The organism is Streptomyces sp. NPDC049597, assembly GCF_040675505.1.
Taxonomy (GTDB): domain Bacteria; phylum Actinomycetota; class Actinomycetes; order Streptomycetales; family Streptomycetaceae; genus Streptomyces.
Genome location: NZ_JBFAOY010000003.1, coordinates 245,213 through 260,209 on the forward strand (window position 1 = coordinate 245,213; position 14,997 = coordinate 260,209).

16 protein-coding genes are annotated in these 14,997 nt (G+C 70.8%); 5 read left to right on the top strand and 11 right to left on the bottom strand.

Going from position 1 to position 14,997, the window contains the following annotated elements; translation table 11 throughout:
* Positions 1–25 precede the first annotated feature (25 nt).
* Positions 26–868 carry a siderophore-interacting protein gene (locus AB0K02_RS06455; RefSeq protein ID WP_365991210.1) on the top strand — a complete coding sequence of 281 codons (843 nt, stop codon included), beginning with the start codon at positions 26–28 and terminating at the stop codon, positions 866–868.
* Between the two features lie 488 nt (positions 869–1,356).
* On the opposite strand, the gene AB0K02_RS06460 is transcribed toward AB0K02_RS06455, so the two are convergent.
* Positions 1,357–1,986 (bottom strand): MerR family transcriptional regulator, encoded by a 630-nt coding sequence (locus tag AB0K02_RS06460; protein ID WP_365991211.1) that lies wholly within the window; start codon positions 1,984–1,986, stop codon positions 1,357–1,359.
* Positions 1,987–2,088: 102 nt separating this feature from the next.
* Between AB0K02_RS06460 and AB0K02_RS06465 the strand changes: the two genes are divergently transcribed.
* Genes AB0K02_RS06465 through AB0K02_RS06480 form a run of 4 tightly spaced genes read left to right on the top strand, consistent with a single transcriptional unit; the run spans position 2,089 to position 4,988 of the window.
* Positions 2,089–3,072, top strand: a complete 984-nt coding sequence (locus AB0K02_RS06465; protein ID WP_365991212.1) for a hypothetical protein — start codon at positions 2,089–2,091, stop codon at positions 3,070–3,072.
* Positions 3,069–3,530: an ABA4-like family protein gene (locus AB0K02_RS06470; protein ID WP_365991213.1), complete on the top strand. Its 462-nt coding sequence runs from the start codon at positions 3,069–3,071 to the stop codon at positions 3,528–3,530. The genes AB0K02_RS06465 and AB0K02_RS06470 overlap by 4 nt, the downstream gene beginning before the upstream one ends.
* Positions 3,531–3,572: 42 nt before the next feature.
* Positions 3,573–4,550 (top strand): ADP-ribosylglycohydrolase family protein, encoded by a 978-nt coding sequence (locus tag AB0K02_RS06475; RefSeq protein ID WP_365991214.1) that lies wholly within the window; start codon positions 3,573–3,575, stop codon positions 4,548–4,550.
* A gap of 42 nt (positions 4,551–4,592) precedes the next feature.
* The gene (locus AB0K02_RS06480) at positions 4,593–4,988 is read left to right on the top strand and encodes a nuclear transport factor 2 family protein (RefSeq protein ID WP_365991215.1); all 396 of its coding nucleotides are present in this window, start codon (positions 4,593–4,595) and stop codon (positions 4,986–4,988) included.
* A 49-nt stretch (positions 4,989–5,037) separates the two neighbouring features.
* On the opposite strand, the gene AB0K02_RS06485 is transcribed toward AB0K02_RS06480, so the two are convergent.
* From AB0K02_RS06485 to pafA, 10 genes are all read right to left on the bottom strand, one after another.
* Positions 5,038–7,869, bottom strand: coding sequence for a DEAD/DEAH box helicase (locus tag AB0K02_RS06485; protein ID WP_365991267.1), 2,832 nt, complete (start codon positions 7,867–7,869; stop codon positions 5,038–5,040).
* Positions 7,870–8,027: 158 nt separating this feature from the next.
* Entirely contained in the window at positions 8,028–8,981 is a 954-nt protein-coding gene (tatC, locus tag AB0K02_RS06490) for a twin-arginine translocase subunit TatC (RefSeq protein WP_365991216.1), read from the bottom strand.
* Positions 8,982–9,028: 47 nt separating this feature from the next.
* Positions 9,029–9,316: a Sec-independent protein translocase subunit TatA gene (gene tatA / locus AB0K02_RS06495; protein ID WP_365991217.1), complete on the bottom strand. Its 288-nt coding sequence runs from the start codon at positions 9,314–9,316 to the stop codon at positions 9,029–9,031.
* Between the two features lie 237 nt (positions 9,317–9,553).
* A complete protein-coding gene (locus tag AB0K02_RS06500) occupies positions 9,554–9,751 on the bottom strand; it encodes a hypothetical protein (protein ID WP_365991218.1) in 198 nt (65 codons plus the stop codon).
* 20 nt (positions 9,752–9,771) lie between these two features.
* Positions 9,772–10,023 (bottom strand): hypothetical protein, encoded by a 252-nt coding sequence (locus tag AB0K02_RS06505; RefSeq protein WP_365991219.1) that lies wholly within the window; start codon positions 10,021–10,023, stop codon positions 9,772–9,774.
* The gene (locus AB0K02_RS06510; RefSeq protein ID WP_365991220.1) at positions 10,020–11,006 is read right to left on the bottom strand and encodes a WYL domain-containing protein; all 987 of its coding nucleotides are present in this window, start codon (positions 11,004–11,006) and stop codon (positions 10,020–10,022) included. The genes AB0K02_RS06505 and AB0K02_RS06510 overlap by 4 nt, the downstream gene beginning before the upstream one ends.
* Before the next feature lie 16 nt (positions 11,007–11,022).
* A complete protein-coding gene (locus AB0K02_RS06515) occupies positions 11,023–11,982 on the bottom strand; it encodes a WYL domain-containing protein (RefSeq protein ID WP_365991221.1) in 960 nt (319 codons plus the stop codon).
* Positions 11,983–12,137: 155 nt separating this feature from the next.
* Positions 12,138–12,512 carry an FKBP-type peptidyl-prolyl cis-trans isomerase gene (locus tag AB0K02_RS06520; protein WP_365991222.1) on the bottom strand — a complete coding sequence of 125 codons (375 nt, stop codon included), beginning with the start codon at positions 12,510–12,512 and terminating at the stop codon, positions 12,138–12,140.
* 45 nt (positions 12,513–12,557) lie between these two features.
* Positions 12,558–13,511, bottom strand: coding sequence for an FKBP-type peptidyl-prolyl cis-trans isomerase (locus AB0K02_RS06525; RefSeq protein WP_365991223.1), 954 nt, complete (start codon positions 13,509–13,511; stop codon positions 12,558–12,560).
* A gap of 116 nt (positions 13,512–13,627) precedes the next feature.
* Positions 13,628–14,989, bottom strand: a complete 1,362-nt coding sequence (pafA, locus tag AB0K02_RS06530) for a Pup--protein ligase (protein WP_307716319.1) — start codon at positions 14,987–14,989, stop codon at positions 13,628–13,630.
* Positions 14,990–14,997: the final 8 nt, after the last annotated feature.

A 14,997-nucleotide genomic window follows, 5' to 3' on the forward strand; every position in this document is an offset into this window, starting at 1 on the left:
TGCGCACACTTCCAGGGAGAGCACCGTGGCAGAGCGACCGGCCCGCAAGGCACCGAAGGTCCACGAGGCGAAGGTCGTGCGCACCGAGCGGCTGACGCCGCACATGGTGCGGGTGGTGCTGGGTCTCGACGCGTCGTCCTCGTTTGAGATCGGCGAGTACACCGACCACTACGTCAAGCTCGTCTTCCCGGCGGCGGGCGTGCGCTACCCGGAGCCCTTCGACATGGAGCGGATCCGCGAGGAGTTCCCCCGCGACCAGTGGCCGGCCAACCGCACGTACACCGTGCGGTACTGGGACGCGGTGCACCGCGAGCTGACCATCGACTTCGTCGTCCACGGCGACGAGGGCATCGCGGGGCCGTGGGCGGCGCGCGCCCACGTCGGCGAGACGGTGCGCTTCCTCGGCCCGGGCGGCGGTTACGCCCCCGCGCCCACGGCCGACTGGCACCTGCTGGCAGGCGACGAGAGCGCGCTCCCGGCGATCGCCGCGGCGCTCGAGCAGATGCCGGCGGGGGCGGTGGTGCGCGCCTTCGTGGAGGTGGCCGGCCCGGAGGACGAACAGAAGATCTCCGCGCCCGACGGCGCGGAGATCACCTGGCTTCACCGCGGCGACCGACCGGCGGGCGAGGCGCTGGTGGCCGCGGTGGCGGCGCTGGACTTCCCGGAGGGCGAGGTCAGCGCGTTCGTGCACGGCGAGGCGGGGTGCGTGAAGGAACTGCGCCGCCAGCTGCGCGTGGAACGCGGCGTGCCGCGCGAGCAGTTGTCGATCTCGGGCTACTGGCGCCTGGGCAAGTCGGACGAGGCGTGGCGCGCGATCAAGCGCGAATGGAACGACCAGGTGGAGCGCGAACAGGAGCGGGCGGCGTAGCCGCCGGGGCGCGAGCCCCGGCGGCTACCGACGGAGCCCGCCCGCACGGGGCCCGCTGAGCACCGCGCCGTCGGCCGGTGTGCCCGCCGCGTTCGAGGGCACACCGCTGGCCCGGTGCCCGGGGCCGCAGGCGCGGCCGCACCGGGCCAGGTCCTGGATCAGGCCGCATCAGTGAGTGGGTGTCCCTCCACGCCCGCAGGGCGTAGGGGCGGGTCTGGCACATGGGGTCTCCCCAGGCCCGCAGGGACCTGGGGGACGCGTCGCACGGCGGAGGAGGGCGCGCCTCCCAGCCGAAGGCCCCCAGCTACCGCTGGGAGTGCCCAAGGGGGAGAGACCACGCGGAGCGTCGGCGACTGACGACAACGCTGGGGGGCGCTCCCCCGTGGCCCTTCGGGCACGGGAGGCACCCCCACCCGTGCCCGAAGGGCTACGGGGAAGAGGTGCGGTGCCAGGGGCACGCAAGCCCGGCAAGCTCCGAAAGAGAGGGCCTAGTCCACGTACTTCCTCGCCGAGCGATGCGTCTGGGCCAGGCGGCGCAGGGAGGCCAGCATCGCGTCGCCCAGGACCGTACCGACCACCACTCCCTCCACCAGGTCGTCCAGGCCCGCCCTGCCGGCCACGTACGCCAGGTCCGCGTCGGCCACCCGGTCGGCCGCGTCGGCGTAGTCGTCGAGAACCTCCGCGAACGCACCGTGGCCCACGCGGTCCAGTGCCGCCAGCGTCTCGCACAGGGCCGTGGCCGCCGGGTCGCCGACGTCCACCTGCCACCCCCGTCGGGCGATGAGCTGTCCGACCTCGTCCCGTGCCCTGGCGAGTGACGCGTCGTCACCGCCCTGCGCGTACCGCGGAGTGATCCGGTGCGCCGCCTCCCCCAGCACCTTGTGCACCGACCTGCCGGGGTCGTCGACCGCCGCGACCACCTCACGGATCGCCGCCACGGACAGGCCTCCGATGTCGAGAAGCGCCCGGATCAGGCGCAGCCTGCGCTCGTGCCGGTCGTCGTAGCTCGCCTGGTTCGGGCTGGTCAACTCCCCCGCGGGCAGGAGCCCTTCCCGCACGTAGTACTTGATCGTGGGGACCGACACCCCGGTCCTGCGGCTCAACTCGCCTATGCGCACCGCGCGTTCACCTTCCCGCCCTTGCCATCACCGTACCCATCATAGATAGTCTCCCTATCGGATAGCGGACAGCGCCGCTATCCATAATCACAGGGGGTCTCCATGTCCGCATGGACGTCGTGGCACAGGCCGCTGCTCGCGTTCGCCGCGTCGATGGCCGCGCTCGCCGTCGTCTCGGCCGTCGGCCTTGCCGTCGACGACCGGGTCGTCGCCGGCGCGCCGGTCTGGTTCAAGCCGTTCAAGTTCTCGGTGTCGTTCGTCGCGTACGCGCTGTCCCTCGCCTGGATGCTGTCCCTGCTGCCCCGCTTCCGGCGAGCCGGCTGGTGGGGCGGCACCGTCGTGGCAGTGACCAGCGCGATCGAGATGGTCCTGATCACCGGCCAGGCCGCGCGCGGCAGGCGCAGCCACTTCAACCACGAAACGTCTTTCGACAAGGCCGTGTTCGACACCATGGCGGTGACGGTCGTCGTCCTGTGGGCCGCCACACTGCTCATCGCCGCCCTGCTGTTCCGCGCGAGGCTCGCGGACCGCGCGTCCGCCTGGACGATGCGATGCGGCGCGGTGCTGGCGCTGACCGGCGCCGCCCTCGGCTTCGTGATGGCGCAGCCCACTGCGGAGCAGCGGACACAGCTGGAGCAGGGCAGCGCCGATGTCGTCGGCGCCCACGGCGTCGGGGTCACGGACGGCGGCCCCTCGATGCCGCTGACGGGCTGGGAGACCACCGGCGGCGATCTGCGCATCGCGCACTTCGTGGGACTGCACGCCCTGCAGGTGCTGCCGTTCGTCCTGTTCCTGCTCGTCGCTCTCGCGCCGCGTTTCGCCCGCCTCGCCGACGAACGCGTCCGCCTCCGCCTCGTCCTGGTCGCCTGCGGGACCTACGCGGCCGTGTTCGCCCTGGTGACGTGGCAGGCACTGCGCGGCCAGCCCCTGATCCACCCCGACGGGGTGACGCTCGGCGCCGCCGCCGCGATCGTCGCCGCCGCCGCGGCGGGCACGTGGGCCGCCCTCCGCGCGACACCCCCGGCAGGCCGCCCTCCTGCCGGAGTGAGCGACAGCGCGCACGACGGAAAGGAGCTCGTCGCATGACCGGCTTCCTCTTCGAACTCTCCTTCTGGCTGGCGAGCCCCATGTGGCTGCTGCTGATCCTCGCGCCCGGACTGCGGCTCACCGAGCGGGTCGCCGCCTCGCCGCTCACCGTCGTTCCGGTCCTGCTCGTGTATCTCGCCCTGGCGGTCCCCGTCTTCCCCGAGCTTTGGTCGGCCGTACGCAGCCCCGACCTCGACTCCTTCCGCGACCTCGCGGCCCTGGCGAACGGCGCGGGCGCGATCTGGGCGCAGGTGATCGCATGGGACCTGCTGATCGGCCAGTGGATGTACCGGGAGGGCCGCCGCCTGGAGATCCACCCCGTGGTGATGAGCCCCTTGCTGGTGCTGACCGTCCTGCTGTCTCCGGTCGGGCTGCTCGCCTTCCTGGCACTGCGGGCGACGCGCACGGCGCACACACGAGGAAGTCGTACCACCGCCCGGGCGTCAGCCGCGCCCTGACCCACGGCCCGCGTCCGCAACAGCCGCTCCTATGCTGACGCGATGGAGCAGCCTCCCTCCCCCTCGCGCCTGGACCGTGCCGTCGGCACCGTCGTCGGTTCGGCCGTCGGCGACGCGCTGGGCGCGCCCTTCGAGTTCGGTGAACCGGGCGTGTACCGCGCCCACTTCGGGGACGGGCCGGGCGAGATGTGCGAGGGCGGCGGCTGGGATCCGGGCGAGGCGACGGACGACACGCACATGGCCGTACTCGTCGGCGAGTCGCTGCTCGAGCACGGCGCGGTGAACGGCCAGGACATTTTCGCGCGGTTCCAGAGGTGGGCCGCCGGCGATCCCAAGGACATCGGGCTCCAGACCGAGCAGGTCCTCACCGGCGGGGACCCGTGGGACACGGCAGCGGCCCTGCATTTCCGGATGACCGGCCGGGCGGCCGGCAACGGATGTCTGATGCGTGCCTCGACCTCCGCGGTCTTCTTCGCCGGGGCGGGCAGCTCGGCGACGATGGCCGCGGCACGCGAGCTCGCGGCGCTCACGCACGGCGACCGCGCCGCCTGGGAGGGCACAGCCGTGCTGCACGAGCTGATCCGCGTGGCGCTGGAGGGGGCGGACCCGCTGGCCGCCGTCCCCGGCGCTCTCGCCCAGGTCGATCCGGACCACCGGGCCCACTGGGCCGCGGTCCTCTCCCCCGACTGGCACCCGGACCTCGCGACGGAGTTCAACGGCGCCGTGTGGCCCTGCCTCGGCTCGGCGGTGTGGGCGCTGCGCACCACGTCGTCGTTCGAGGCGTCGCCGGCCGCCGCGATCGACCTCGGCGGCGACACGGACACGGTCGCCGCGGTGACCGGCGCGCTGGCCGGCGCGGTCCACGGCATCGGGGCCGTACCCGCGCGCTGGACGCAGGCGCTGCACGTGCCGCTGCCGGGCTGGGGCGACCGGCTCCTGCGACTGCCCGAGCTCACCGAACTGGCCCGCTCGCTGGCCGGATCCGCCGGGCGTGGACAGCCCCTCGGACCCGGCGGATGATTGAAAAAACAGGATGAACTGCCACGAAAGGTGTGGTTCGCCATGTCTGAGCACCCCGACTGCGCCCTGGTCCGCAAGGGTTACGTAGCGTTCAGCGAAGGCGACATGGAGACGCTGAGCTCCCTGATGACGGCCGACGCGGTCTACCACTTCCCGGGCGACAACCCGCTCTCCGGGCACCACAAGGGACGCGAGGCCATTCTCGACCTCTTCCGCCGCATGGGCGAGGAGACCAACGGAACCATGCAGGTCCAGCTGGACGCGGTGCTCGCCGACGGGCGCGGACACGTCATGTCCTTCCACACGTCCCGTGCCGACCGGGGCGACCACGGCCTCGAGATCCGCCAGGGGCTGTTCTTCACGATCGTCGGCGGCAAGGTCACCGACATCGACGAGTGCACCGAGGACATCGACGAAACCGACAGGTTCTGGAGGTGAGCCGGGTGCGGTCCGGGCCCCGCCCTCGGGTGGGGCCCGGACCGTGGTCTCAGCCGACCGAGCTGTAGGCCACGACGCCCCGCAGCAGCGCGTCGACCGCCTTGCGGGCGTTCTTCGCGACGGTGCTGTTCTCGCGAGGCGCGGCCGCGGCTATCTGGCCGAGCACGTCGATGACCTGCTTGCACCAGCGCACGAAGTCTCCCGCGGGCATCTCCGCCTCACGCAGCACCTCGTCGAGCCCCTTGTCGGACGCCCACTGGTACGCGGCCCAGGCGAAGCCGAGGTCCGGCTCGCGCTGCCCGACCCCCTCCGCCTGGTTGATCCTGAACTCCTCCTCCAGGGCGTCCAGTCGGCCCCAGATGCGGACCATCTCGGCCAGCGCGGTCTTCGCCCGGCCCGACGGCACCTTGGGTGCCACCGCGTCGTCCGCCTGCCGCGCCTCGTAGACCAACGCGGACACGCAGGCGGCCAGTTCGGCCGGGTTGAGCCCCTCCCAGACCCGGTCGCGCAGGCATTCGCTCGCCAGCAGGTCAAGCTCGCCGTACAGGCGGGCGAGCCGCATGCCGTGCTCCGTGACCTCGTTGCCCCGCAGGTAGTCCATCTCGGTCAGCAGTGCGACGATCCGGTCGAAGGTCCGCGCGATCGTGTTCGTGCGCCCCTCGATCCGGCGCTCCAGCTGGCGGGTGTCGCGCTGGAGACGGTGGTAGCGCTCGGCCCAGCGGGCGTGGTCCTCACGCTCGTCGCAGCCGTGGCAGGGGTGGGCGCGCAACTCGGCGCGCAGGCGCGTGATCTCGCGGTCGTCCGCCGCGGGAGACCGCGACTTGCGGTGCCGGTCGGGCACGATGTGACCGGCCTTGGTGCGCAGGGCGGACGCCAGGTCGCGTCGGGACTGCGGGGAACGGGCGTTGAACGACCTGGGGATGCGCATCCGCTCCAGCGCCTCGACGGGCACCGGGAAATCCATGGACGCCAGCCGCTTGACCTGGCGCTCGGCGGTGAGCACCAACGGGCGCGGTCCGTCGTGGTATTCGAAGCCGCCGCGGTGTCCGTTGGTCCGGCCCGCGGGCAGCCCGGGATCCAGCACCAGTGCGAGGCCCGCGAACTTGCCGGTCGGGACGTGGATGACGTCTCCCGGCTTGAGCTTCTCCAGCGAGGCGGCCGCCGCCGCCCTGCGCTGCGCGGCGCCCTGCTTGGCCAGCTCCGTCTCGCGCTCCTTGAGGTCGCGGCGCAGCCGCGCGTACTCCTCGAAGTCGCCGAGGTGGCAGGTCATGCCCTCCCGGTAACCCTGCAGCCCTTCCTCGTTGCGCTGGACCTGACGGGAGATGCCGACCACCGACCGGTCGGCCTGGAACTGCGCGAACGACGTCTCCAGCAGCTCGCGCGAGCGGTGCCGCCCGAACTGCTGCACCAGGTTGACCGCCATGTTGTACGAGGGCTTGAAGCTGGAACGCAGCGGATACGTACGGGTGCCGGCGAGTCCGGCGAGCGCCTCCGGGTCCATGGCGCGCTGCCACAGGACGACGGCGTGCCCCTCGATGTCGATGCCGCGCCGGCCGGCCCGGCCTGTCAACTGGGTGTACTCGCCGGGGGTGATGTCCGCGTGCTGCTCGCCGTTCCACTTGACGAGCTTCTCCAACACCACAGAGCGGGCGGGCATGTTGATGCCGAGCGCCAGCGTCTCCGTGGCGAACACGGCCTTCACCAGGCCCTGTACGAACAGCTCCTCCACGACCTCCTTGAAGGTCGGCAGCATGCCCGCGTGGTGGGCGGCGATACCGCGCTCCAGACCTTCGAGCCACTCGTAGTAGCCGAGGACGTGGAGGTCCTCGTTGGGGATGGCGGCCGTGCGCTGTTCGACGATCTCGCGCACCCTGGCGCGCGCCTCGTCGTCGTTGAGCCGAAGGCCCGCGTACAGACACTGCTGCACGGCGGCCTCGCAGGCCGCACGGCTGAAGATGAACGTGATGGCGGGCAGCAGTCCTTCGGCGTCCAGCCGGTCGATGACCTCGGGCCTGCCGGGCGTCCAGATGCGGCTGCGCTGACGCCGCTCGCGCTCGCGGTCGGCCTCGCGGACCATCTTTCCGCGGCGCCGGTCGCGGGGGTTGTACGTGCGCTGGTTCTCCATGCGGGCCAGGCGCACCAGGTCGGGGTTGACCTCGCGCCGGCTCCGGCCGCGGCCGCCGTGGTCGGTGCCCTCCTCGAAGAGGTCGTACATCCGGCGGCCGGCCATGACGTGCTGCCACAGCGGGACGGGCCGCTCCTCGGAGACGATCACCTCGGTGTCGCCGCGCACGGTGTCCAGCCAGTCGCCGAACTCCTCGGCGTTGGACACGGTCGCGGACAGTGACACGAGCGTCACGGACTCGGGGAGGTGGATGATCACTTCCTCCCAGACGGCACCGCGGAAGCGGTCGGAGAGGTAGTGGACCTCGTCCATGACCACGTACCCCAGGCCCATGAGCGACTGGGAGCCCGCGTACAGCATGTTCCTCAGGACCTCGGTGGTCATGACCACCACGGGCGCCTCGGAGTTGACGCTGTTGTCCCCGGTGAGGAGGCCGACCTTCTCCGTGCCGTAGCGCCTGACCAGGTCGGTGTACTTCTGGTTGGACAGGGCCTTGATGGGCGTGGTGTAGAAGCATTTGCGGCCCTGCGCAAGGGCCAGGTGGACGGCGAACTCGCCGACGATGGTCTTGCCGGAGCCGGTGGGTGCTGCGACGAGCACGCCCTTGCCCGCCTCCAGTGCCCGGCATGCCTCGATCTGGAACGGGTCGAGGTCGAAGTCGTACAACGCGCGGAAGGGGGCCAGTGCGGTGGCCTCCTCGGCAGCGCGGGCGCGTGCGGCGGCGTAGCGCTCGGCGGGAGAGAGATCCTCGGTCATCTTGCTCATGAGCCTACCCGCCCCCTCTGACAGTGAGCGGATCTTTAAATGACGGGCGCACCTACCCGGGGGCCTACCCGCGCCGGGCACCGCTTGCACACGAAGAGGGGCCGGGGATTTCTCCCGGCCCCTCCTGTGTGTGCGTCCGCGACCGCGGATCAGGTGATGTCGTCGTATCCGTTGAGCCGGTTGGAGCGGCCGCCGTCGGCGTCGCCCGCGGCCTGCTCGGGCAACGCGCGGGAGGCGGGGACCGTCTCCACCTCGCCGATCTCCGACGGGGTCAGATCGAGGTCGGACGCCTCGTCGTCGTCGAGCCCGGCATCGGGGTCGTTGCGACGCCTGCGGCGGTCGTTGAGGAGCGAGAAGCCGACGGCGACGAAGTAGAGCAGGATGATCGGCCCGGACAGCGCCACCATGCCCAGCGGGTCGGTGGAGGGCGTGGCGATCGCGCCGAAGACGAAGATGCCCATGACGGCGCCCCGCCACCAGCCGAGCATGCGCCGGCCGGTCACGATGCCCGTCAGGTTCAGCATGATCAGCAGGAGCGGCAGTTCGAAGGAGAAGCCGAAGATCAGCACCATCCGGACGGTGAAGTCCAGGATCTTGTCGACGCTGAGCAGGTTCTCCGCGGGTGCCGGGGTGATCGACAGCAGCACCTTCATGCTCACCGGCATGATCAGGTAGGCGAAGTAGACACCCATCGCGAACAGCGGGGCGGCCGCCGCGGCGAAGTAATAGCTGTACTTCTTCTCGTTCCTGTGCAGGCCCGGGGCGACGAAGGCCCACAACTGGTAGAGCCAGATCGGGCAGGAGACGACGATGCCCGCCATCAGCACCACCTTCACCGTCGTGGTGAACGGCGACAACAGGTCGGTGTAGACGACGGTGGCGCACACTCCGCCGGTCTTCGGGCCGTCGTTCCCGCACTCCGGCACGGGCGAGGTGAGGAACTCCATCAGCTCCTGGCTGTAGGCCACCGCGACGGCCGAGGCGATGACGATCGCCAGCATGGCCTTCGCGAGCCTGTTGCGGAGCTCACGCAGATGGTCCGCGAGCGGCATCCGCCCCTCGGGGTCCTTCTCCTTCTGATTCGAGCGGGCAGACTTGAGCAACCCACGTCCTCATCTCGTGCGGCAGGCCACCATCGAGGGGCCTTGGGTCAGCGCTGGGGGGTGTCGGTGGGCTCGTTCACAGGGCGGGCGCTGGTGACATCGCCGGGAGCGGCCTGGATCGTGCGCGGCGCGGTCTGGCCCTGAGACGGGTCCTTCGGCTCCGCGGGCGTCGCCGCGGGCTGGCCCTCCGACTTCATCGCCTTGGCCTCGCTCTTGAGGATGCGGGCGGACTTGCCCAGCGAACGCGCCATGTCGGGGAGCTTCTTGGCACCGAACAGCAGGAGGATGAGCAGCGCGATGATGATGATCTCGGTGGGGCCGATCTGTCGGAACATAGCTGTTTCTACCTTCTCACCGAGGCGGCTTGGGGCTCTGGCTTCGGCCCCCTCGGACTGGCGTCCGAAGCGACCCGCAGCGATCGTAACTCGGACGGGTAAACGCAGGGCAATCCCCGTGCGTACACCCATCAGCGGTCGGTGCCTCATCTCCGGTGCCGCCACCAGCAGCGTACCGCCCGGATCAGCCCCGTAGCAGGGTGCGTACGTGATCTCCAACCGCCTTCGGCGGGCGGCTCAGCGCAGCGTGTTCCCGGTCTGCGCGAGGGATGTCGCCGCCCGCTCCAGGTCCTCGGCCGCCCGGTCGATCCGCTCGGCGGTGCGGGCGACCTCGCGGCCCAGGCGCTGGGCCTCGACGAAGACCTTGATACCGAGGACCCCCAGGACGGCGATGCCGAGGAATCCGAGGGCGATGGCGAGCATGGGCCAGAACATGCGACGAGCCTAGACCGTCCTCAGCCGGTGCTGTGCAGGCGCAGGGTCCGTACGCCGCCACCGGTCAGCAGCTCGACGATGCGCTCACCGGCCGGCTTGCGGACGGCGCAGCCGCACTCGGGGCAGGTGAACGAGTAGAAGGTGGTACGGCGGCTGCCGCCGATCGCCAGCCGCAGCGCGCCCGCGGACAACTCGAAGCGCGCCCGGCAGTGGGGACAGGCCGCCTTGAAGAGGACCGGCACGACGGCGGGGACCTGGGGGATCACAGTCACGGGCGCCGTGCTCCTTCGTCCTGGCCGTCGTAGGCGGCGAGCGCGTCCTGGGCCGCCGTCCTCGCGCTGGCGGCGAGCTCCGGCGGGGAGACGATGCGGCCGTCGCGGCCGAGCCGCAGCGCGAGCCTGCGCAGCGAGGCGGGCGCCGGTGTGCGCAGGGTGATGCGCAGTCCTCCGTCGGCGAGCTCCTCGGCGCTGTCGTGGGGGTAGTACTCGGCGACCCAGCGTCCGCCGGGGCCGACCTCGACGATCACCTCGGGGTCGTCGGCGGAGGGCTGGACGAGTCCCTCGGACAGGTCGCGCAGTTCGATCTCGGGCGGCGCGGCCGGGGCGTCGAGGAGCCGGATCTCGGCCACCCGGTCCAGCCGGAAGGTCCGGCGCGCCTCGGAGAGGCGGCACCACGCCTCCATGTACGTGTGGCCGACGGCGAAGAGTCGGATGGGGTCGACCTCGCGCTCGGTGAGCTCGTCGCGCGCCGGCGAGTAGTAGCGCAGCCACAGCCGGCGGCGCTCCGAGATGGCCCGGTCGACGTCGGCGAAGACGCCGCCTTCGGACTCGAAGGTCACCGACAGCCTGGAACTCGCTCCGGCGGCCTCACCGGCGGCGCCCTCGATCTTCGCGGTGGCCCGCAGCAGCGCGGTCCGGTCGCCCTCCCGCAGGCCGGGCAGGGTGGCGACGGCCCTCGCCGCCACGAGGAGCGCGGTCGCCTCGTCGGCGGCCAGACGCAGTGGCTCGGCGGTGGACTCGCCGGACGCGTCGGGGTTGCGCCACCAGATGCGCTCGCCGTCGGTGTCGATGTCCAGCAGGTCGCCGCCGCGGAAGCTCGTCCCGCACATGGGCAGGACGTCGAGGTCGGAGATCAGCTCGTCCTCGCTGATGCCGAAGGCACGGGCGACGTCGGCGACACGCGCGCCGGGGCGCTCCCGCAGATACGTCACCAGCGACAGCATGCGCCGGGTCTGGTCGATGGCGTTCGCGGCCATGGTTCTCGAGTCCCCCTCAGCCCTTGGCCACGGCACGCAGCCGGTCCACCACGTCGGCCCGCAGATCCGCGGGCTCCAGCACGACGACGTCCGGCCCGAACTCGACGAGCCAGGCGTCCAGTCCGTGTCCGTACGGAATCTCCAACTCGTCCCAGCCGCCGCCGAGTTCCCGTACGGCCGTGGCCCGTGAGCGCAGCGGATAGCCGCAGCCGGACCGCAGCCGGATCCGGGCGGAGCGGGTGGCGGTCTCCCCCGCCCAGCTCTCGACGGTCTCCCGCACGGTGACGACGTCGGGCACGGGCACGGTGAACGCCCCGGACCGCGAGGAGCGGACCCTGCCGGTGATCCGGGACAGCCGGAAGACCCGCTCGGCCCCGCGTCCCCGGTCGTATCCGGCCAGGTACCAGTGGCCGCGCCAGCATTCGAGGGCCCACGGCTCGACATGGCGCTGCTCGGGCTGTGCGGCGTTGGCCTTGCGGTAGTCGAAGAGGACCGGGCGGCGGTCGCGGCAGGCGAGCATCAGCGGCTCGAACGCGGCCTCGTGGACGGGGATGCGGGGTTCGAGCGCGCTGTGGTGCGCCTCGTAGGCGTCCTCGGTCTCGGGCATGCCGGCCGCGCGCAGCTTCTGCAGGGCGCCGCTCGCGGCGCCGGCGAGACGGGCCTGCTGCCACACCTTGGCGGCCAGGCCCAGGGCGGCGGCCTCTTCGGCGTCGAGGGTGATCGGGGGCAGACGGTTGCTGTCGCGGCGGGCGAGGTAGCCGATGTCGCCGTCGAGGGACTCCACCGTCTCGATGACCAGGCCGAGTTCGCGCAGATCGTCCTTGTCGCGCTCGAACATCCGGTTGAAGGAGTCGTCGGAGCCGGCCTCCAGGTACGCCTCGATGGACCCGCGCAGCTCGCGCTTGCTGAGCGGGCGCCGGGTCCCGAGCAGACACAGCGCGAGATTCATCAGCCGCTCGGCCTTGGCAATGGCCATCGACGCCCTTCACCTCATCTGATGGAGTCCTTACGCCCGTCGACCGTACCGCCCCGGGGTGTAAGGACAAAAGCGAGGGCCCGCGCCTGGGCCCCGGAAGGAATCCGGGGCGGCACGGGCCCTCGTCACGCTGTGCAGCGCTGGGGAACGCTCCGTCAGGCGGCGACCAGGTCGCAGACGAAGATCAGCGTCTCGCCGGGGGCGATGCGGCCGCCGCCGGCGCCGCGGTCGCCGTAGGCCAGGTGCGCGGGGATGGTCAGCTGGCGACGGCCGCCGACCTTCATGCCCTGAACGCCCTGGTCCCAGCCCGCGATGACCTGGCCGGCGCCGAGCTGGAACTGCAGCGGGGTGCCGCGGTTCCACGAGGCGTCGAACTCCTCGCCGGTGGAGAAGGCCACGCCCACGTAGTGGACGGAGACGGTGTCGCCCGCTTTGGCCTCGCGGCCGTCGCCCTCCCAGATGTCCTTGATCTCCAGGTCGGCCGGCGGCTCGCCGCCCGGGAAGTCGATCTCGGGCTTATCGATGCTCACGGATGTCGCTCCTTGCGTTCTTCGTGCGAGTCAACCGGGACAGTCTTACAGAACTGCCAGGATGTCGACGGAGAAGACCAGCGTGGACTTGGCGGGGATTCCCTGCTGCTCCTGGTCCCCGTAGGCCATGTCCGGCGGCACGACGAGCAGGACGCGGCTGCCGGCCTTCTTGCCCTCCAGGCCCTTCTGCCAGCCCGGAATCACCTGCGCGAGCGGGAAGTTGACCGGCGCTCCGCCCCTGGCGTAGCTGCTGTCGAACTCCTTGCCCGTCTTCCACAGGACGCCCTTGTACTGGACGGCCAGCGTGTCGCTCGCCTTCACCGCGGGCCCGGTGCCCTCGATGATGTAGTTGGACACGAGCTTGGCCGGCGCGTTCTTCTTGGGCACGGTGATGGACGGCGCCTTGCCGTCGGTGTTGGTGCCGACCTTGGGCAGGTCGATGTTGTCCTGGGCGACCTGGCTTCCCTTGGCGGTGGCCGGCAGGGTGGTGCCCTTGACGATGTCCATCACGAACACCAGCGTCGCGTTGGCCGGGATCTCGCCCTGGCCCTGGGCCCCGTAACCGAGCTCCGGCGGGATGGAGACCTCGATCCGGCTGCCGACCTTCTGGCCCTCCAGGGCCTTCTGCCAGCCCTCGATGACACCGCCGCCACCGATCGTGACCGCGAAGGGCTCACCGCGGTCGAAGCTGTTGTCGAACGGCTTGTCGCCGTCCCACAGCTGTCCGAGGTAGTCGACCTTGGCGAGGTCGCCCTTCTTGAGGGCCGGGCCGCCGCCCTCGCTGATGACGTTGACCTTCAGGTCGGCCGGCGGCTTGCCCTCGCCCTTGGCGAGAGTCGGCTTCTCGCCGAACTTCTTGCCGGCGGTGATCGTGGGCAGCCCGTTCGTCATCGAGACGGCAGAGGTGGAAGCGGAATCGGAGTCCTTGTCTTCGCTGCCGCAAGCCGCTGTCGACAACAGCAGCAGGGGCACGACGAGAAGGCCGGCAAGTCGGCGCACGTGTTCCTCAGATCTCTCACGACTCAGTAGTTGCGGACACTCTAGGGCGTGCCACGGGCCCCGCACGAGAAACGTGCGGGGCCCGGGTGACGTTCCACTGTCAGTGCTGACGCTTGCTACATCCCGGCGATGAGCTTCTCCACGCGGTCGTCCACCGAACGGAACGGGTCTTTGCACAGCACGGTGCGCTGCGCCTGGTCGTTGAGCTTGAGGTGCACCCAGTCGACCGTGAAGTCCCGCCGCTGCTCCTGCGCACGGCGGATGAAATCGCCGCGCAGCCGCGCCCGGGTGGTCTGCGGGGGCACCGATTTGCCCTCGAAGATCTTCAGGTCGTTGCAGATGCGGGCGGCCTGTCCCTTCTTCTCCAGGAGGTAGTAGAGCCCGCGCCGGCGGTGGATGTCGTGGTACGCGAGGTCTATCTGGGCGACCCGCGGGTGCGACATGGTCATGTTGTGCTTGGCGCGGTAGCGCTCCAGGAGCTTGTACTTCATGACCCAGTCGATCTCGGTGCCGATGCGGTCGAGGTCCTCGGTCTCGATCGCGTCGAGCGTGCGCCCCCAGAGCTCGAGGACCTGGGCGACCGTGCCGGTGCGGATGCCCCGGCGGTCGACGAAGTCGACGGCCTTCTCGTAGTACTCCCGCTGGACCTCCAGGGCGGAGGCCTCTCGCCCGGAGGCGAGGCGCACCTTGCGCTGGCCGGTGATGTCGTGGCTGACCTCGCGAATGGCCCGGATCGGGTTCTCCAGGGTGAGGTCGCGCATGACGGTGCCCGCCTCGATCATGCGCAGCACGAGGTCGGTGGCGCCGACCTTGAGGAGCATGGTCGTCTCGGACATGTTCGAGTCGCCGACGATGACGTGGAGACGGCGGTAGCGCTCGGCGTCCGCGTGCGGTTCGTCGCGGGTGTTGATGATCGGACGGGATCGGGTGGTGGCGGAGCTGACGCCCTCCCAGATGTGCTCGGCGCGCTGGCTGACGCAGTAGACCGCGCCGCGCGGCGTCTGCAGCACTTTGCCCGCGCCGCAGAGCAGCTGCCGGGTCACGAGGAAGGGAATGAGGATGTCGGCCAGCCGGGAGAACTCGCCGTGCCGGGCGACGAGATAGTTCTCGTGGCAGCCGTAGGAGTTTCCCGCCGAGTCGGTGTTGTTCTTGAAGAGATAGACGTCGCCCGCGATTCCCTCCTCGTGCAGGCGGCGTTCGGCGTCGACGAGCAGGCCTTCCAGAATGCGCTCGCCGGCCTTGTCGTGCGTGACCAGCTCGGTCACGTTGTCGCATTCCGGCGTTGCGTATTCCGGATGCGAGCCCACGTCGAGGTACAGGCGGGCGCCGTTCCGCAGAAAGACATTGCTGCTGCGGCCCCATGACACGACACGGCGGAAGAGGTAGCGCGCCACTTCGTCAGGTGACAGTCGGCGCTGTCCCCTGAACGTGCACGTGACGCCGTACTCGTTCTCCAGCCCGAAAATGCGGCGGTCCATGTCTGAAC